Here is a 19003-nt window from a genome sequence, read left to right as displayed (position 1 = left end):
CCCCGTCAATTCTCTTGTGTTGTTGCTAAATACTGCTGAATAAATGCCGTTGTCTCTTTCGGGTGGGATAAATGCGGACAATGTCCCGCTCCATCAATGACTTGGAGTTTACTTTTATTAAGATGTTCACACATATAGTAGGCAACATCAAGAGGCGCAATTTTATCGTCTTTGCAATGAAGTATTAATGATGGAACCGTAACTTGTTCTAAGCTTTTTCGATGGTCAGAAAAAAAAGTAACTTCAGCAAACTGACGTGCCACAATAGGATCAGTCGTACAAAAGCTTTCTTCTAATCGACTTGTTAAATGTGGTTGTTCATTGTTTTCCATTACAATCGGTGCAAAAAAGTGGGCCCAACCAATATAATTTTTATCCATCATCTCAAGTATTCCTAATAAGTCTTCACGTGTAAATCCACCTTTATATGTTTCGTCATTTAAATAACATGGCGAAGGCCCAACAAAAACCATTTGATTAAATCGTTTAGGCTCTTTAATGGAAGCAAGCATTCCTATCATGGCGCCAACGGAATGCCCTACAAAAATAACATCTTCGACATGTAAAGCCTCACAAATTTCAATAACGTCTTGGGCATAACCTAATAAAGAGTTGTATTTAAGGCTATCATAAGCTGATATATCTGACTTTCCAGCGCCAACAAAATCAAATAAAACCACTTGGTAATCGGTTTCAAACTCTCGAGCCACTTCTTTCCACATATTTTGGTCACAACCAAAGCCATGCGCAAACATCATCGTTTGCTTTCCCTGTCCCGAAACGTTTACATTGTTTCGGTGTAGAACATCATGTATCATATTTAGCTCCATTCTATAAAAATATGTCATTGACTCACGTTTTTACATAGCTTTTATTATAAAACTTTAGGACTATATCTTCAACTCATCCATCGAGTTTCCGTAGTTATGTTGTACAAATGAGCAGATAAAGGTTGACCACATAAGTCAACCTCTATCTTTTTTCAATTCTTTTTCTGAAATTCCTTATCAACCACTGTTTCAACAATGGCAATCCCTAATGCAACGACTACCTGTGTAACCGTCGTAACAGTAACCGAATGCATCGCATAATGCAACAGTGAAAGAATGGACCAATTAACTAAAAACCGTATAAATAATGTTCCCCATTTAACCAAGCTCTCGTTTGTTTCTCCCCTACGCAACAGTAAAACAAATGAATTAACTACAATATCTCCAGGAATACTAAGTAAAAAATAAAACAAAACAAACAAAAACAAGCCAAATAGTGAACCATACTGAACTCCTAAAATACTAAATAAACCTAATAGACCAAAATAATAAATAGCAAACACCACACCTACTGCTAAACCGACGATTACGATAATAGTGCTTACGACAAGAATTTTTGACCAAAAAGATTCTCTGTTCAAAGGGGTTTTTCTGTTTCCCACCACACTCACCTCTTTCATGTGTAAGAAAAAGGTCACTCATGTAGTATACGTGTGAAACAGAGAAAAGTTTCTTGTTTTCTTTTTGGACAGAATGAACGATTTAATCATTGTTAAAAACGACTTTATTTTTCCCTGTTCTTTTAGCTTCATGCACAAGGCTATCTACTCTCTTAAATACTTCTTCTGCATCATCATTAGATTTAGTTGAAACTCCGACACTAATCGTCGTTTTTAATCCTTCGTAGTCCCAATGTATCGATTCGACGTTTTTTCGAACTCGTTCCACAATGGAAACAGCCTCATGTAGATTTGTTTCTTTAAACACAATTAGAAATTCCTCGCCACCATATCTTCCAACCTCATCATTTTGTCTTATAGAGGTTTGAATCGTTTCGACTACTTTTTTTAGAACCTCATCGCCAACTAAATAACCTAATGAATCGTTTATTAACTTGAAATTATCAATATCAATAAGAGCTACGCCACAATTTTCTCTTTCTGAATTTAAGATTTCAAATATTCGTTTTCGATTATATACACCTGTTAAGCCATCTGTTATCGACTGAATGTATAATTCATTTTTTAATAAATTCACTTTTTTATTTTCCTTGCGCTTTAAAATAAACGCCCGTAACAAGATAACAATTCCAAATACAAATAATACTAAAACTGTTCTTTGCCAAAAGATTTGTTGCTTTTGTGCTTCTTGTAGCATTGTAAGAGTTGAAATACGGTCTGTTAAATCCTTTTCTGTAAAACTTCTCATCTTTGAGGTCACTTCATCTATATTTTTTAAAACATCTGGATTCTCATCCATTTCAGCTATTCCCATAAATAAATCTGCGGCTTGAAGATAGTCATCATTATCATAGTGCGCCTTAGCTAGTAAAAAGTGGATTGTCCTCACTGGATCAAATGCTTTAGGTACATGATTGATACTTTTAATTAGCGCTTCACTTTTTTCATAGCTAGTAACAGCTTTTTGATGTTCTAAAAACTGTTGTTCGATTTGTCCTTTTAAAATATATAAAAGAGCGACCATTCCAGTTTTGTTATAGCGTTTGTCTGCTTGTTTAATGAGTTCAGCTATTTCTATGACGATTTCATCACTATCCTTATTTTCTACTAACTGACTTTTGGTTAATAGAAGAGAGGCTTCTGTCATGATGTTAACATTTATTACCTCTCCACTATCGACCGCTCCAAACAATGTTAACGCTTCTTCATAATATGCTTTTGCGGTTTCAAATTCTTGATAGGAATATGAAATATGCCCCATTATCGTATAATAAATTCCTTGATAGAATTTATTGTCGTGCTCATGTGCTAAAAGCAACATATAATCTAACAGCTCGGCCGCTTTATCGTCATTAGCAATATAATAAAAAGCAAGTGCAATCGTGTTATAGGCAAACATTTCTGTTTCAACATCTTCATTTTGTTCTGCTAATTCTAGTAATTGATTTCCATACTCTACTAGACTTCCACTATCAGCATATACATCATTGAGTAACACCAATTGCTTTAATGTTGCAATGGCTAAGTCGATTTGATTTGTGTCCATGCTACTTGCTAATGCTTCTTCAAAGCTTATATAAGCTTCGTTATAATCATTATTTATAACTTGCACAACACCAGTAATATAATAATACATCCCCGTATTATCTTGTTTTATCTGTTCTTTATGAAGGTTAAAATATTGTATTACTTCTTTATATTCTTCATCTTTAAAGAGTTGTTGTTCGATCTCCTCGATTGTCCACTCTTTTGTAGCAGTTGATTCATAAGATAAAGGAAATAATAGAAAAGTAAAAATGAAAATAACTAGACATTTAAAAGTAAAAATTTGTTTTTTCACAGTCCTCATCCTTTTGTTTTATGACAAAACGATCAATCTATCTTTTTTCAAAATACCAAACTACGAAAACAAGTGGACTTATCTACAGTTGTTCTAAATAAAGTTCAAACTCCTTACTTGAAACAGGTTTTAAAAACAAATAGCCTTGTCCATAACCACAGTTATAATGAGCTAATGCCCTTACTTGTTGCTCCGATTCTACCCCTTCTGCTACAACTTTGAGGTTTAAATTCAGTCCGAGATCTATAATCGTCTTCACCATAGAATCATTCGTTTGACTCAAAAGATCATCGATAAATATTTTATCAATTTTAATCGTATCAATTGGTAGTTCTCTCAAAATGTGCAAGGAAGAGTATCCTTTCCCAAAATCATCAATGGCTGTTTTCACACCCATTTCTTTTAACCCTTTTATGACTTGAAGAGATTCGTCCACATTTTGTAATATACTTTCTGTAATCTCTAGTTCCAAAAAAGTGGGGTGAAGTTTTGTCTCTTCTAACACCACTTTTACTGTGTTGACAAAATTACCTGTTTGAAATTGGCGAACGGACACATTTACCGATACACAAAGAGGAGGGAATCCTTTTTCTTGCCATTGTTTGTTTTGCATACAAGCAGTCTTTAACACCCATTCGCCGATGGCTACTATTTGTCCTGTTTCTTCAGCAATCGGAATGAACTCAAGTGGAGAAATCATTCCTAATACAGGGTGATTCCAACGTAACAATGCTTCCATTCCAACCATTTCTCGGCTGTTTAATTCTACTTTTGGTTGATAAAATAAAGACAGTTCCTTTTTCTCAATCGCTTTATGCAATTCATTTTCTAAGACCATTCGACGTGTCATTTTTTCATTTAGTTGTAAATCAAAAAATTGATAATTGTTTCTCCCTTTGTTTTTAGCCAAATACATCGCCGTGTCCGCTGCTTTTAATAAAGCTTCACTTGACTGGCCATTTTCGGGATACAAACTAATCCCAATACTTGGTGTAATCATCACTTCATGATGTCCTAATGAAAAAGGCTGTTTAAATTCGTTTATAATTGTTTCCGCTAAAGCAATACTTTGTACTTTTGTTGCATCAGTGAGGACGAGAACAAATTCATCCCCACCTAGTCGGTAAACACTCTCTTTGCTCGCAGTTTGTTTTAAACGTTCAGATGCTTTAATTAATAATTGGTCACCAACATCATGTCCTAACGTGTCATTAACGTGTTTAAAACGATCTAAGTCTAATAAAAGAACAGAAACACTAGTATTTAACATCTTCGCCTTTTCAACAAAACAGTCCACTTCGCTTTGAAAACTCGACCTATTTTTTAATTCTGTTAATCCATCATGATAGGCCATATGTCTGTATTGCTTCATTAACACATCATTTTTTTTCATAATGACGAGTTGTCTGCCAATAATCATGGTAAAGACGATGGCTAACCCTATCCCCATTGGAGTTATCATCCACTCTGCTTCAAATATAAAGATAATGACTAGTAAAATACTAATAACATAAGGAAACCATCTTTCTTTTCCTTCGGTATAATCTTCATTAGTAGCAATAGGTGAATTGAGATTTTGTTGAGCAACTAAACCAGCTAAACCCAAAAACAAGAGTGCCATTGTCCAAAATGGGTCAAGCCAACTCCCTATTTGGTAATTTTCAATGAAAATTAAATATCCAGATATAAAGTCTACAATAATTTGAAACAGAAAACCGATATTAATGAGCAATAATGTTTGCCTCTCATTACTATATTTAGATAAAAAGTGAAGGCAAATAATTATGAATAACATGCTTAAACTAAATATCGGATAAGCTAACCCCATCACAGTTAGAAGCATTGAATTCTCAGAAAGAAGAAGAACAGGTGCTATTAAAAAATGAACAACAATCGAAATAGCCACTGTAATAAAAATACATACATTAAACAAATAAGTTTTTATTGCAAAAGTAAAATGAATAATCATTTTGTATACTAAAGCAACTAAAAATATAAGATACGTTATCATCCAACAAAGGGCAGAAGAATCTGGAAAAAGGGATGTATTTGTTTCAATAAAAGATACAAGCCATATGATGTTTCCAATTAAGTAAATGACAATACCTACCCATAAAAGCAACCAAAAATATCGATTTTTGCTTTTGTCTTTGTAAAAAGCAGGAAAAATCCAAAGTAAGCTCATGAATCCTGCTATAATGGGAAACAGAATCGATGCTATCCCTAGCATCAACTCATTTTCAGGAAAAACAATAAGCCAACTATAATAAGTAATAATTATCGATATAATATAAACTAAAGCAGCTTTATTTTTTTGTAACATTTAATCTCACTCCGATCTCGTAGTGGAGTATGAAGGCACTAAAACTTTTATGTGTACAAAAAAGGTTATTTCCAAATGGAAATAACCTTTTTTTAAGTTATTCCTTTGGTAACTCAGCCACCATAGTTTCCCTTAGGCCTGTAGTTTTGCGTCCTTACTTTTCAATAAGTTTGCCTTTTCAGTGAAATTGTATTTTTCATACTTGTAGTTCTATTATATCATTACAAAGATGCGATTAGTAGTAAAATAATACTATATAAAAAGAAAGTGCTAATGGTGCTTTTTACCTTATTTCGGATATTTAAATACACGTAAAAAAGGAAGATGTAACAATAACAGTTACATCTTCCTTTCATTATCGTCGACTTCTAAATATCATGATAAACTTGATTAACTGGAACACCGCCATTGCCGTACTCGCTACATACGTCAATGCAGCAGCATTTAACACTTTACCGATTCCTTTTTCTTCTTGATTTGTGATTAAACCTAGCTGGAGCAATTTTGTTCTTGCTCTTCGACTTGCATCAAATTCGACCGGAAGCGTTACAACCTGGAATAGCACCGCACCAGAAAAGAGCAATATTCCGATTCCAATTAAGTTTGTTAAGTTTAGGAGGAAACCTGCAATAAATAACATCGGTGCTAGCTGAGAACCAAAATTTGCGAGTGGAAACAAACGATGGCGTAATACAAGCATGCCATATTTTGTATCATCTTGAATGGCATGTCCTACTTCATGCGCAGCAACAGCTAAAGCCGAAATGGACGAGCCTTGATAGACACCGTCAGATAAACGGACGGTTTTGGCTGAAGGATCATAGTGATCACTTAGCGTCCCACCTTTTGAAAATTCAACTTTCACATTTGTTAACCCTTCTTGGTCGAGAATATATCTTGCGACGTCAGCACCTGTCATATTCGATGAAGCTCGAACATTGGACCATTGCTGGAAGTTGCCTTTCACTTTTGTTTGTGCCCACATGGCTAAACCTAACGCAAGAAATATAAGGATGTCCATTGGATGAAAGAACATATGAAATTTTTCCTCCTCTACCTATGCTGTGGTCTTCTACAACACTCTGCTTGAACACCGAGCTGTTGTAGCTGCAAAATAATATCGGTAACGTTTTTTCTTCCCAATAACGATTGGGTTTGTGTTTTTGGATTCGTTTCTTCTGATTTTGTTAGGATTCCTTTTTTTATCAAAGCTAACCCCTCTTTCCAACAGCCTGTCCACGATGTATCCTCTTTATTATATTTTTTCAATATGAACTCAATATGAACCGGAAAAGAAAAAAACTCCTCTAATAAAAGAGAAGTTTTCATGTTATCATTCATCGATAAACTCAATTTTTTCTAACAACAATCCGCCAGCTTCAGCCATATATCCCGCTTGATTTCTTTCCTTTGATTGTAAAATTGCTGGGATGCTTTCTGCCTCAACCTCATTTAACCCTACTTTAATCAACGTGCCTACCATTTTTCTAACCATATTATAAAGGAAACCATTTCCATTTACTCTAATGAGAATAAAGCCATCTTCTTCTTGAATATCAATCCCATATACTTCGCGAAACATCGTTTTTTTCTTAGACTTTGCATTTGAAAAAGCTGTGAAATCATGTTCCCCTATAAAGAAGTGAGCTGCTTTTTTTATTTTCGATATATCCAGCTTTTCCTTCACATGCATACTATACTTTCGCATAAAAGGGTGGGGATGATCTTGATTCCAAATTTTATAAATATACGTTTTCTGTTTCGTATGGTAGCGTGCATGAAAACGTTCCGAAACTTCTTCTACGTCGGTAACACTAATGTCTTGAGGTAAATACCGGTTTACATATGCTTTTATTTCTGCCGGAGACGTTTGATAGTTTGTTTTAACATTTGCGACTTGATGTAACGCATGAACACCTGCATCTGTTCGGCTACTTCCAATAATCTCAATCTTTTCTCCGGTCATTTCCGTTAATACTTGCTCGATTTTTCCTTGTATTGTATTTTCATTATTTCCTAATCGCTGCCAGCCTTTATACCGACTTCCATCGTATTGAATGATGAGCTTATAATTTTTCATTTTCTCTTCTCCTTTATTGCTTCTCCCTCTATCATATCAAAAATTACGATACACCATACGTTTATATAAGTTAAAAATCCCTCGATGGCCGTCGAGGGATTTAGGAGGAGTTTTACTACTTTGTTTTCAAATGAAGAAAGTTACCTATGCTTTACCTGCTTATGTCCATTGATGAACGACTGGAGTATACTCACCTCCCGAAGTTGTTTTAGGTAAAAAAAGTTTACCTAAGGAAAAAATAGCATGGTGGTCAGCCTTTTGTCAACAGTAATGTAAAATTATAACAACCTTTTTTAATGCAACGTCGCTTGTTGTTTTTATTTCACTGGGATTTGAATGGTTTCCTTATATTCTTTCACATAATGAATACCTTCTATTTGTAGTGAGAGCGGAGTCATCGTTGTCTCAAAGACAATCGTTCGTTCTTTCCAAATTTGTCCGTCTTCATCTTCTGTTTCGATTTGTTGTTTCGTCGTTAGCACAGGAACGCTAACATCATCCGCTTGCAAATATACACCATCAAGCAATACATTTTCTTCTGTGGCAATTCTCAATTCCACTTTATCGTGAGACTGTATAATATCTTTAATCCATAACTTCTTATTCCCTATGTCAATCGGATCATCGTTAACATTGGCAAGTGTTATTGTTTTATCGACAACTTGATAACCAACAAACTCATGAAGTTTAAGTTCTAATGTTTGACTATCTTTTGGAATGACATCAAACTTCACTTCAATCTCACTTCCAAATAAGGAAGAGGTTATACCGGCACCGATAGCACCGATTTCTTTTCCGTCTGCTTCAAGCTGAATTCCATTAAATCCATACGGAATTCGGTCATAATTTTCAACATTCATTTTCCCGCTTACAGTCGTCATTGTTGGCGTAGCTACAATGGAATCAAATGTAATCGTACCTTTATCGACTTTTACTTTTTTGTTAATTGAACGTTTAAATATCGTTTGTAATGCTTCATTTGGGTTATACGGAAATGTTATCGTGCCCTCATTTGTCTCAATGTAACCACCTTTATCGGAGTAATGCAAAGTTAATTTTTTCGCAAACGGACTTACCGCTTCAAAATCCATTACTCCTTTTATTTCTGTTTCGTCATCACTTAATAATGACGTTCCGCTAATTACCGTTGAGTCTGTTAAAAATCCTGTGATTTTATATGGGTGAAAATGAGGGTGTCCCATCTCATCAAGGCCATTTTCATTCATTAATGTATAGTACATGACAAGACGATTTGCATCCGATATAATGCCATCAATTGTGAAAGTCGTGCCGTCTTGTAGTTCTATTTTTTTATCAATCACTTGCCCTAATTCCTCATCATTTAATTGTTTCAATGTTGTCGTTTCAACTTCTTCAAACCCTAATATTTTTTTACTATAATAGGCAACTGCATTGAAATTATAGCCAAAAAGAATGGTGAAAATAAAAATAATAGAAGCAGCTTTCCATACTATTGAGCGGTTTCGTTTTTTCTTATTCCCTTCGAGTGTTTTTCTTAACTGGGCTTCAAAATGTTCTGGCGCTTTTAATTGTTGAATGTTTTTTCGCTCGTATTCAAGGTCCTTTTCAATATTATTCACCGTTCTCACCTCCATAAAAACTTCTGAGCTTTTTTAACCCTTGAAAGACCCTTGACTTTACAGTACCAACTGAAACATTTGTTAACTGTGCAATCGTTTCATAATCCAAATCGAGGAAATACTTTAATTTAATCGCTTCAGCTTGATCTTCGTTCACGTGTTGAAGCAATTGCAAAATATCCAAATGTTCATCAGTAGATTGATATGGGTTTAAACTCGGTGTATTTGCTACTTGCTCTTCTGTATACTGTTGCCAGTCTTCTACAAGTACTACTTTCTTTCGTCTCCGTAATAGTGAGCGACAGCTATTTACTAATATCGTCTTACTCCAGCTGTAAAACCGCTCTTCTTTTTTCAGTTGATTGATTTTTTCAAAAACAATGACCGTCATCTCTTCGATGGCATCCATGGCGTCATACTGATTCCCCATATACGTATAAGCTAGTTTATAATAATCATCTTTTTGTTCCATTATGAGTTGAAGTAATGCTTCTTTATTTCCTTTTTTCGCTTTCTTCACTAGTCGTGTCACATTCATGGTTTCACCTCTCTTACTAATAAGAGTTTCTACCCTCTCAAAAAGTTCATTACGTTTTCATTTTTTTAAACGAATTTTATCAAGAACAAATAATGCTCCTTCTTTCCTGCTTCCTATTTTTTCAAAAATGCCTTATATTCATTACTATAATCATAGTTTTCAGCTGAAAGCTACGGGAAAATATTTGGAGGTCTATACTATGTCCATACAATTGCAACAACTCGCGCAAACCGTTGTCACCTATTCCATTAACGTTCAACCTGGAGAAAATGTGTATATTCACGCACTCGATTTAAAAGACACAGATGTGTTACTACCGTTTATCGAACAAATTTATAAAGCAGGTGGTCATGTTTTTATTGATATCTCAAACTATCAGTTAAATCGAAAAATGATGCTACTTGGCTCTGAAGAACAATTTACGCTTGATGCTAAATTCAAACTAGAGAAAGTAAAAGAAATGGATGCGATTATTTTTTTATTAGGGGAAGATAATGTTTCTGAATATGCAGATATTCCTGCTGAAAAAAGAAATCGTTTTCGCCAAGCATACAAAGCAGTTAGTGATGAAGAAGTAAAAAAGAAATGGGTCGTCTTTAACTATCCAACAAAAGCGTATGCCCAGCTTGCCGGGATGAGTACAGAGGCATATACGAATTTTGTGTATGAAACATGCACAGCAGACTATAGCAAATTATCAAAAGCGATGAATGCGCTTGTTGAATTAATGGAGAAGACAGACAACGTTCGTATCGTAGCACCAAACACTGATTTACAATTTTCCATTAAAGGAATACCAGCGATAAAGTGTGATGGAAAAGTGAATTTACCCGATGGTGAAGTCTTCACAGCTCCTATTAAAGATTCTGTTAACGGTACGATATCCTTTAATACGAAAGCGATGTATAGTGGCCAAACGTTTGATAATATTCAACTTTCATTTAAAGACGGAAAAGTAATTGATTGCACAAACGATCAAAGGTTAATAGACTTATTAGATAGTGATGAAGGTTCACGTTATTTAGGGGAATTTGCAATTGGATTAAATCCACATATTAATAACATCATGAACGATATCGGCTTTGATGAGAAAATCAACGGTAGTGTTCATTTTGCCTTAGGCGAAGCTTATGAAGATGCTAATAATGGGAATAAATCAAGTATTCATTGGGATATAGTTTTATTATTAAAACCTGAATTTGGCGGTGGCGAAATTTATTTTGACGACAGACTCATTAGTAAAAATGGACGCTTTGTCGTTGAGGAACTGTTAGGATTAAATCCTGAAGCACTACGGTAAAAAGGATGCTCAATTGAATGAATTGAGCATCTGACTCTATATTGACAATTCTTACGGACATCTGTTCCGCTATTTTAACAATATATCCTATTTTGTTTATGCTATCGGACATTAGTTCCGTTACATTACAAATTCTGAAGACTTTTGTCGCTGTTTTGAACGAATAACGGAACATATGCCCGAACAAAAAGTAAAAAGCTCAAATTTTAAGGGATTAGCGGAATAGATGTCCGTTAACGTCAGCTATAGGGCTTTCACCTCTACTCAACTAACCGACTCGACTTCGACTTTTCATATGTCTCTTGAATCCTTGCTGCTAATAGAGGCTTCAATAAACAGCCAACGATTATTGCAAGCACCCAAAAGCAAGCAAGAGCGAAAAGATTTCTCCAAACAAGCGCAGGAATAATCCCCCCAACCGCTTCACGTAACAAGTTAATCGCATATGCGAATGGCATAAAAGGATGAATAATTTGATAAAACGGTGGAGCTACTTCAATTGGAAACGTTCCTCCCCCACTCGATAATTGAAGAACTAGGAGAACTATCGCCAATGCCTTTCCAATATTCCCTAATATGGAGGCAAGAGTGTACACAATGGTCATAAATACAATGGCGATCACAATGGAAAAGACAATTAATAAAAACGGATGTGCGGCGTAAATACCGAGTATTGTTAAATTCCCAACACTTACACAAAGCCCTTGTAACATTCCGACGATGAGAAATAAAATCATTCGACCAAAATAGATTTGACGTAACGTATAATGCTCTCGAATATCTGCTTTATGAAGATTCGTACTAATTAAATTTGATAGCAATAATGCTCCTACCCAAAGACTTAGTGTCGTATAAAAAGGAACATTGGCGGACCCATAATTCGGAATAGGAAATAACTCATCTTCTATTAAATCAACTGGACTTGAAAAAAATTCACTTTCTTCATCTAAATCATTTCGAAGTGCTGTAATGATTTGATTAATACGGTCATCTTTTTCGATTTCTCGAATTCTATCGGCAGCATCACCAATGTTTTCTTCCATTTCAGGCAATTGCTTTCGACTAAAATCCGCTAGTTCTTTGATAGAACTCTGGAATACAGGGACATTCTTTTCCACTATGTTCGCTAATTTAGCATAATTTTTCTCGATACGAGGAACATCTTCTTTTAATAAATCTGACACTTGGTTAATATGACCTTCAAGAACCGGTAAATCATTTTTGACAAACATGCTTAATGACTCAATGACACCAATAACAACGGGGATATCCTGTTCTATTCTTTCTGTCATTTCAGTTATCTTCTTCTCAATTTCTGGAAAATCGTGTAGTAGCTCTTGAATCGTTTCTTCTCCAGCTATTGTTATTTTTTCTGCGTGTAATAATACGGTTTCTAAATTTTGAAGTTGTTGATGTGCATCTTCGACTGATAGTTGAGATATTGATAAATTTGCTTGTGCTTGTTCAACCACCCTTTCTATCGTTTGAACTCCGTCATTTGTCAAAGTCATATAAAGTTCATTCGAACGTTTCTCTATTTGCTTCACCTTATCTTGAGCTTGTGTAAGCCGGTCTGTTCCTATTGGTTCACCTGATTCCATTCGAGCAAGAATCAATGCGACGTCATGTTGAGCACGAACAAGAACATCTTGCATTCGTGTTAAACCTTCAATGACTGTAACTAACCCTTCATCATTTGTTAATTCATATAATTTTGTATACATCTCAATGGCGCTTTCTATAGCGCTGATATGGGATTGTAACTCCTCGTTTAGTCGACGTAAAGCTTCGATAGCCTCTTCTGCTTTTTCTTCGTCTTCTAACAATGTAAGTGTCTGTTCAAGTGATGATGCAGTTTGATTGATAAATAATAGTTGTTGGGCTAATGTGTCGACAACTGGGGTCGCCACACTACTTACCTCATTTGCAAACGTATCAAGGGCCTCCATGTAATCTTGGATGAGTGTAGATCGCTGTTCAACGTCTGGTAAGCTGTCTAGTATAGCTGTAATTGTTTCTTGGGCGAGACTTGTTTTCTCTAATGCCTCTTCCAACGAACTTGATATTTGCGTGAAATGTTCATTAATTTGATTTAGCTCTCCAACAGCTTGCTCAATTTCAGGAATGGCTTCATCTAATTGAAGGATTCCGTCACCAATTCTATTTATTCGTGGAAACTGTTGCTCAAGCTTGTATATATGTTCGGCTCCATCATAAATTTGGGGAAATACATCTTCAAGTGCTAATAATTGTTCCACACTTTTTTCAACTTGCTCCCAATCTTCATCAAGAGCAATAACCCATTGGCCGAATTCATTCACTTCAGGAAGTCGTTCTTCTAAAGAATAAACGATTTGTTTCATTTTCCGAAACGTAGGCAGCTCTTCTTCAAGCTTTACTCCAAGCTTGTCAAACTCTTGAAAAATCACTTTTGATGTTTCCACTCTGAATTGGTCATTGATTTCTTTCACAATGGTTGATGCTCCAGCTGATGTCATTTTCGGCGCAATAGCATTGACCTTTTCATTAACTTCATACAACACTTCCGCTTGAACAGGAGTTCCTTCTAAAACTTGAACTAAGTCATGAGAAAAAGTTTCATTGATGTAAATACTTGCATAGTAATCTCCATATCGAACTCCTTTTTCTGCCACTTCTCTAGACACAAATGTCCAGCCTAAGTTTTCATTTTCTGAAAGATTTTCAATAAGTTCTTCTCCGATATTAATATATGTGTCATCTATTTCTGCTCCGATGTCTTCGTTCACTACAGCAACCGCAACTCCTTGTGTGTTGGCATAAGGATCCCAAGCGGCCCCTAAATTAAACCATGCATACAAGGAAGGTAAAATCGCTAACCCAATCAGCAATATACCGACGAGTGGGACTCGTTTAATATTTAGAAGATCTTGCTTGAAAATACTCCAGATGTTTTTCATTTTTCCCTCCAGTTTTAAATCATGACATCTCTTTTACACTATATCGTTTAAAGGAGTAATTATAACTGATTTAGTTTTTTGGTCATAATAATAGTAAAAAAGAAAGACTAACTCTTTATGTCGCTAGTCCATCCATAAAATACATTTCTATTAATCTTGCTACTTCTTCTTTAGGAAGCGGTTCATGCCGTTCTTTCCAATCATTCACTAAGTTAATATACATTTTAAACATAAGGAAAGCCGTAATTTTCGGGTTGCATTCCTTCAGTTCTCCTTTTTCAATCGCTTTAATAATACTTGTTTCAATAAAATCACATATTTCTACTTCTAGCGATTGCAGTGCATCGACAACGGCTGGCGTTCCAATTTCTTTTACTTCTTGAAAGAGCTTAATTGTTAATTCGTGTTTTTCACGGAACGCAACAACTCCTCCTAATGCTGCACTAAAGTTATTTATAAAAGACGCTGTAGGGTCGATGGATTGTGTTGCCACGTCTCTCATTTGCCTACCAATATCTTCAATGATTGCTTTTAACAGCTCTTCTTTTGTAGAGAAATACGTATATATCGTTCCTTTTCCAACTTTCGCTATTTTCGCCACTTGATCCATTGTCGTTGCTTTATAACCAAAAAGCGAAAACGATTTTGTTGCTGCTTCTACTATCCATTTCTTTTTCTCATTTTCCATATTCTTTCTCCCTCAGTCGACCAAAAAACTAAAATAGTCATTTCATCTTATAAAGGTAACATAAAAAGAAAATTCACGCAATCCATTATAGAATCTTTCTTCCCTTCTACAAAAACATACCAAGCATGACCGGTGAGCCTTCTCGTGCTATGAACGATGAGGTCTCACCTATGCTTCTGCAGTAGTTTACGTTCATCTCTCCGTTACTACGTACCACAGTATGTTCGATATGGTTGACTTGAATTTGGCGGTAATGTACAAAATTTATCTTCTACTTTCTCATATTCGTATGGTTGTAAAAGAACATCTAATAGCCTCTCCATCACGCTATAGTCATCTTCTTCCACTGCGGCTTCAAGTGCTTCCTCAACACGATAATTTCGGGGAATGACAGCTGGGTTTGATTGCTTCATCGTTTGAATTACTACTTCTTTAGCTTCTCCTTGACTGTCTAATCGGTCTTGCCACTTTTTATACCATTGTAAAAAAGAGTCAGACTCTGAAAACGCAAGGTCCTCTTTTTTATCCAATGTGAGAGTGCGAAACGTATTTGTAAAATCGGCTTCGTGTTGTTGCATCATCGTAAGCAGCTGCTCGATTAGGTGCTTATCCTCTTTTTCCTTAGTGATGATGCCAAGTTTCTTTCTCATCCCTTCAAGCCAGTACTCTTCATAACTATCCATGTATGTCGAGATTTCCTCTTGTGCAATCTTTACAGCTTCTTCTTCATTTTCATGGATCAACGGCAATAGGGTTTCAGCAAACCTTGCTAAATTCCAGCCACCGATAAAGGGCTGATTACCGTATGCATATCGCCCTTGTCTATCGATTGAACTAAAAACCGTCTCAGGATGATACGTATCCATAAAGGCGCAAGGACCATAATCAATGGTTTCCCCGCAAATCGTCATATTATCGGTATTCATCACACCATGAATAAATCCAACATTCTGCCATTTTGCTATTAAGGCCGCCTGGCGTTTTATCACTTCACGAAGAAATAATACATATCGGTTGTCAGCCGCAATGTCGATAGTCGGATAATGACGTTGTATCGTATAATCAGCTAACCTTTGCAATTCTTCGTGAGTACCCCATTTCGCTGCATACTGAAACGTTCCTACTCTAATATGACTGGCGGCAACACGAGTTAAAATGGCACCGGGCAGCTCAGTCTCACGGTATACAGGTTCACCTGTTGTCACAACCGCTAAACTTCGGGTTGTTGGGATTCCGAGAGCATACATGGCTTCACTAATAATATATTCACGTAACATAGGGCCAAGTGCAGCTCGACCGTCGCCGCCACGGGAATAAGGTGTTCGCCCAGAGCCTTTTAATTGAATATCAAAACGCTTCCCTTGTGGTGTTAGTTGTTCACCGAGCAAAATAGCCCGTCCATCTCCTAGCATTGTAAAATGCCCAAATTGATGCCCAGCATAAGCTTGGGCTAATGGTTCCGCTTGTTCGGGAGTTTGGTTTCCAGCAAAAACCTCAAGCGCTTCTTGGCTTTGTAATGCTTCTTCCCTTAAACCTAGTGATTCAGCCAAAGTTGAATTAAGCTTGATTAATGCTGGTGATTGAACCGAACTTGGCCCTAACTTGGAATAAAACGTCTTTGGAAGCTTGGCATAACTATTGTCTAAGTTCCAACCGACTTGATTTGATTGATTATTTGGCATTGTAACTCCTTCTTTACCTTATTTTTTATTCATTTTTCAATCTTGTTTTATTGTTTACTCCCATTATTGAATTATCCTTCTACCTTGTTGTGTTTCTCTGTTGTCTAATCCTTACGTTTATCATAACAAACTTCAATCAAAATCCAAGAAAATGAACTTTGGCGCGGTTAATTTTCATTAACTCGCGCCATTCATCATTAAAAATATTTTTCCACCATCAGTTCTATTGTCCGTGTCGTTAAAGCTTGTGTTGTTAGCGTTGGATTCACTCCACCTATTGAATTAAAATGAACGCTATTATCAGCAATAAATAACCGTTTCACTTGGTATGCTTCACATGTCGAATCAACGACATATCCCATTCTCATTGTACTTTCCAAATGGATATATAAATTTGGTGGTAAGTCACTTCGATGAATTGATTTTGCCCCCGCTTGTTCTAACATTGTCATTCCTATTTTGACGAGTTCATTTCGCTTCCACTCATCTCGTTTACTTGGTGTATACTTCACAATTGGAACTTGACCATGCTCATCTTTTATATGAAGGTCTAGCTCCACCCTGTTATTATATTGAACCTCATCTCCTGTAATAATAAGCAAAGATAAGGAATTACGATAATCATTCATTGCCTCTTTTAATTCGGTTCCAACCAACCTTCCCTTTTTATCTGTTGATTGCTCACTATGGAATTTTTTATAACCCGCTTGGCTAAAGCCATATAACATTTGAGCAGACAATCCTGGACTTTCTCCTAAGTTTTCAATCATACCTAATCCAGGATAATCTAACCTCGCTCCTGAAGTATGACCGATAAAAGGATAAACCGAAGGCGTTCCGAGAATTTTTATAAGCTGCTGTTCATCAAATGTCCCGGTAACTGCATCCATATAATGATTTGTTAACCCTCTGCCAACCCAATGATTAAAAGGTAAATCAGAATTCAACCAAAGCCGTGGTGTTTCCACACAGCCAGCAGCCATAATGACAATTTTTGCTTGAACTTCTTCGGTCTCTCCAGTCCATGTATCTCGATATTGCACACCGAATGCTTGCTCCTCCCCGTTAGGCAACTTTTCTGTTAATACTTTTGTCGCAAATGCATTCGGTCTGAACGTAACATTTCCTGTTTTCATCGCTAACGGCACATAACTTACATTTGTGGAACGTTTCGCAGCTTTTTCTACAGAAGGACCGTATGGGCAGCCTTGCCCACAATGCCCACTTAACGTACAGCCTTCCATATGACTTATCTCTTCTAATGAATAATTTTCATCCATTAAACGTTCATTTGGAGGCAAAATTGCGTTCGGTTGCGGTCGATAACCAACTTCTGTCACGTCTAAAGTAGGAATTAACGAAAAGCCCGCCTTTTCCGCCCCATAATAAAACAATTGTTCTTTCGATGTTGTCGGGGCAAATTCCACTGGTAATATTGCTTCTACTTTTTCATAATAAGGAATAAGCTCCTCATAGCGAATCGGCCAATGATTATTAATACTAGCAGGATAAGCTCTTGGACTATTCCCATAATAATGAAGTGTCGTCCCCCCGATTCCAGCTACTTGCCATAATAAGGCTTGATCAGGAATATTCCGATACCATGGTGATCGTCTGCGGTCAGCTGGCCCCCACCGTAATTTACCAGTAACTGGATCGTTCATATCCTGTTCCCGCCTTGTTAAGTGGCTTCTATATAAATTGACATCTAAGTCATCGGGATCACAACTCGTTTCTGCCCCGCGTTCTGAATTAGGATAAGGCCATTTTTTATTCCCATACCAAGGGCCAGCATCAAGAACAATCGTCTTTATACCCAACTCTCCTAGTTCTTTTGCCGCAACAGCACCTCCACCACCAGACCCAATAATAATAACATCATAATGATGACTCATCATTTGCCTCCGTTCTCCCCATCTTCAACAAAAAGCCTCGAAAATCACGGTACCCATATGAAACACCAGGATATTGAGCTTCCATCCAACCGATTGGGAAATATTGTAGTTGTCTTACTTGTGGTGGTTCATCTCTTGTTTTTCCATATGCAGCCCACTCTGAATAAAACCCTAACATCGTTAACCGGTTCAATGCATCAGCCATATACTGAACAAGGCCCGCATTATTATGGTAAGGGTTCGGCAAAAGATACAGGTCAATTTCAATATTTTCTAATAAGGACAATGTTCGGATTCGGTCTTTTTTCGAAAGGGTAGCAAACAGTCCTTGATTCTTAGCTTGAATTTCATTAGACAGATGAGGTAAACATGAAGCGGCGATATCTAACATTAACGCCGTTGGATATGAAAGAGGAATTCGCGTTTGAAACAGTTGTTGCTGGACCGTAATATAGTGATCCAATGCAAACATAACATATTCATGTATTAGTAAATCTGACGCTCGATATGATTGAGGTTGCCCTCCTGTTATTTTTGAGTCTAGTCTTGTAATGGGAAGAATAGCGTCGACGAGCGCTTTAAACGTCATTTCCGTATATACTTTTTCCGTCACACTTCCAGTCATCTGTCCCTTCACCACCTTTTTGTACTTTATTAGGAAGCGTAT

At 36.4% G+C, this 19003-nt stretch carries 15 protein-coding genes and 1 riboswitch; of the genes, 1 reads left to right on the top strand and 14 read right to left on the bottom strand.

Annotated elements, in window-relative coordinates; all coding sequences use genetic code 11:
* Positions 1-5 precede the first annotated feature (5 nt).
* The 9 genes from T323_RS0107065 to T323_RS0107025 form a co-directional block, all read right to left on the bottom strand.
* Entirely contained in the window at positions 6-818 is an 813-nt protein-coding gene (locus T323_RS0107065) for an alpha/beta fold hydrolase (protein WP_026672644.1), read from the bottom strand.
* A 164-nt stretch (positions 819-982) separates the two neighbouring features.
* On the bottom strand, positions 983-1432 hold the full coding sequence (locus tag T323_RS0107060) for a YrvL family regulatory protein (RefSeq protein WP_026672643.1): 450 nt from the start codon (positions 1430-1432) through the stop codon (positions 983-985).
* 100 nt (positions 1433-1532) lie between these two features.
* On the bottom strand, positions 1533-3290 hold the full coding sequence (locus tag T323_RS27870; RefSeq protein WP_051556428.1) for a tetratricopeptide repeat-containing diguanylate cyclase: 1758 nt from the start codon (positions 3288-3290) through the stop codon (positions 1533-1535).
* An 82-nt stretch (positions 3291-3372) separates the two neighbouring features.
* Positions 3373-5613: a putative bifunctional diguanylate cyclase/phosphodiesterase gene (locus T323_RS0107050; protein ID WP_051556427.1), complete on the bottom strand. Its 2241-nt coding sequence runs from the start codon at positions 5611-5613 to the stop codon at positions 3373-3375.
* A gap of 104 nt (positions 5614-5717) precedes the next feature.
* Positions 5718-5798: riboswitch (cyclic di-GMP riboswitch) on the bottom strand.
* Between the two features lie 170 nt (positions 5799-5968).
* A complete protein-coding gene (locus tag T323_RS0107045; RefSeq protein WP_026672641.1) occupies positions 5969-6649 on the bottom strand; it encodes a zinc metallopeptidase in 681 nt (226 codons plus the stop codon).
* A 17-nt stretch (positions 6650-6666) separates the two neighbouring features.
* Positions 6667-6954, bottom strand: a complete 288-nt coding sequence (locus T323_RS0107040) for a hypothetical protein (protein WP_026672640.1) — start codon at positions 6952-6954, stop codon at positions 6667-6669.
* Positions 6947-7693 (bottom strand): tRNA pseudouridine(38-40) synthase TruA, encoded by a 747-nt coding sequence (gene truA / locus T323_RS0107035; RefSeq protein ID WP_026672639.1) that lies wholly within the window; start codon positions 7691-7693, stop codon positions 6947-6949. The genes T323_RS0107040 and truA overlap by 8 nt, the downstream gene beginning before the upstream one ends.
* Before the next feature lie 317 nt (positions 7694-8010).
* Complete coding sequence (locus T323_RS0107030) at positions 8011-9294, bottom strand: DUF4179 domain-containing protein (RefSeq protein ID WP_026672638.1); 1284 nt, start codon at positions 9292-9294, stop codon at positions 8011-8013.
* Positions 9287-9832, bottom strand: a complete 546-nt coding sequence (locus T323_RS0107025; protein WP_026672637.1) for an RNA polymerase sigma factor — start codon at positions 9830-9832, stop codon at positions 9287-9289. Before T323_RS0107025 ends, T323_RS0107030 begins: the two co-directional genes overlap by 8 nt.
* A gap of 199 nt (positions 9833-10031) precedes the next feature.
* On the opposite strand from T323_RS0107025, the gene T323_RS0107020 reads away from it, so the two are divergent.
* On the top strand, positions 10032-11132 hold the full coding sequence (locus T323_RS0107020) for an aminopeptidase (RefSeq protein WP_026672636.1): 1101 nt from the start codon (positions 10032-10034) through the stop codon (positions 11130-11132).
* Between the two features lie 260 nt (positions 11133-11392).
* Here the strand turns inward: T323_RS0107020 and T323_RS0107015 are convergent, their stop codons facing one another.
* The 5 genes from T323_RS0107015 to T323_RS0106995 form a co-directional block, all read right to left on the bottom strand.
* A complete protein-coding gene (locus tag T323_RS0107015) occupies positions 11393-14071 on the bottom strand; it encodes a YhgE/Pip domain-containing protein (protein ID WP_026672635.1) in 2679 nt (892 codons plus the stop codon).
* Between the two features lie 115 nt (positions 14072-14186).
* A complete protein-coding gene (locus T323_RS0107010; RefSeq protein WP_026672634.1) occupies positions 14187-14759 on the bottom strand; it encodes a TetR/AcrR family transcriptional regulator in 573 nt (190 codons plus the stop codon).
* Positions 14760-14965: 206 nt separating this feature from the next.
* The gene (locus T323_RS0107005) at positions 14966-16441 is read right to left on the bottom strand and encodes a protein adenylyltransferase SelO (RefSeq protein WP_026672633.1); all 1476 of its coding nucleotides are present in this window, start codon (positions 16439-16441) and stop codon (positions 14966-14968) included.
* A 197-nt stretch (positions 16442-16638) separates the two neighbouring features.
* Positions 16639-18336, bottom strand: coding sequence for a GMC family oxidoreductase N-terminal domain-containing protein (locus tag T323_RS0107000; RefSeq protein ID WP_026672632.1), 1698 nt, complete (start codon positions 18334-18336; stop codon positions 16639-16641).
* Positions 18320-18961 carry a hypothetical protein gene (locus T323_RS0106995; RefSeq protein WP_026672631.1) on the bottom strand — a complete coding sequence of 214 codons (642 nt, stop codon included), beginning with the start codon at positions 18959-18961 and terminating at the stop codon, positions 18320-18322. Before T323_RS0106995 ends, T323_RS0107000 begins: the two co-directional genes overlap by 17 nt.
* Positions 18962-19003: the final 42 nt, after the last annotated feature.

This window comes from Alkalihalobacillus bogoriensis ATCC BAA-922, from assembly GCF_000621445.1.
GTDB lineage: Bacteria > Bacillota > Bacilli > Bacillales > Bacillaceae_F > Bacillus_AO > Bacillus_AO bogoriense.
Note: the sequence above shows the minus strand (reverse complement) of the source record. Positions and strands in the feature narration are given on the sequence as shown.

What these genes read in the sequence shown, in the direction of transcription:
- T323_RS0107065 (WP_026672644.1), bottom strand. Translation starts at nt 818, where the DNA reads ATGATACATGATGTTCTACACCGAAACAATGTAAACGTTTCGGGACAG.
- T323_RS0107050 (WP_051556427.1), bottom strand. Translation starts at nt 5,613, where the DNA reads ATGTTACAAAAAAATAAAGCTGCTTTAGTTTATATTATATCGATAATT.
- T323_RS0107045 (WP_026672641.1), bottom strand. Translation starts at nt 6,649, where the DNA reads ATGTTCTTTCATCCAATGGACATCCTTATATTTCTTGCGTTAGGTTTA.
- T323_RS0107040 (WP_026672640.1), bottom strand. Translation starts at nt 6,954, where the DNA reads ATGAATGATAACATGAAAACTTCTCTTTTATTAGAGGAGTTTTTTTCT.
- truA (WP_026672639.1), bottom strand. Translation starts at nt 7,693, where the DNA reads ATGAAAAATTATAAGCTCATCATTCAATACGATGGAAGTCGGTATAAA.
- T323_RS0107025 (WP_026672637.1), bottom strand. Translation starts at nt 9,832, where the DNA reads ATGAATGTGACACGACTAGTGAAGAAAGCGAAAAAAGGAAATAAAGAA.
- T323_RS0107020 (WP_026672636.1), top strand. Translation starts at nt 10,032, where the DNA reads ATGTCCATACAATTGCAACAACTCGCGCAAACCGTTGTCACCTATTCC.
- T323_RS0107015 (WP_026672635.1), bottom strand. Translation starts at nt 14,071, where the DNA reads ATGAAAAACATCTGGAGTATTTTCAAGCAAGATCTTCTAAATATTAAA.
- T323_RS0107010 (WP_026672634.1), bottom strand. Translation starts at nt 14,759, where the DNA reads ATGGAAAATGAGAAAAAGAAATGGATAGTAGAAGCAGCAACAAAATCG.
- T323_RS0107005 (WP_026672633.1), bottom strand. Translation starts at nt 16,441, where the DNA reads ATGCCAAATAATCAATCAAATCAAGTCGGTTGGAACTTAGACAATAGT.
- T323_RS0107000 (WP_026672632.1), bottom strand. Translation starts at nt 18,336, where the DNA reads ATGAGTCATCATTATGATGTTATTATTATTGGGTCTGGTGGTGGAGGT.
- T323_RS0106995 (WP_026672631.1), bottom strand. Translation starts at nt 18,961, where the DNA reads ATGACTGGAAGTGTGACGGAAAAAGTATATACGGAAATGACGTTTAAA.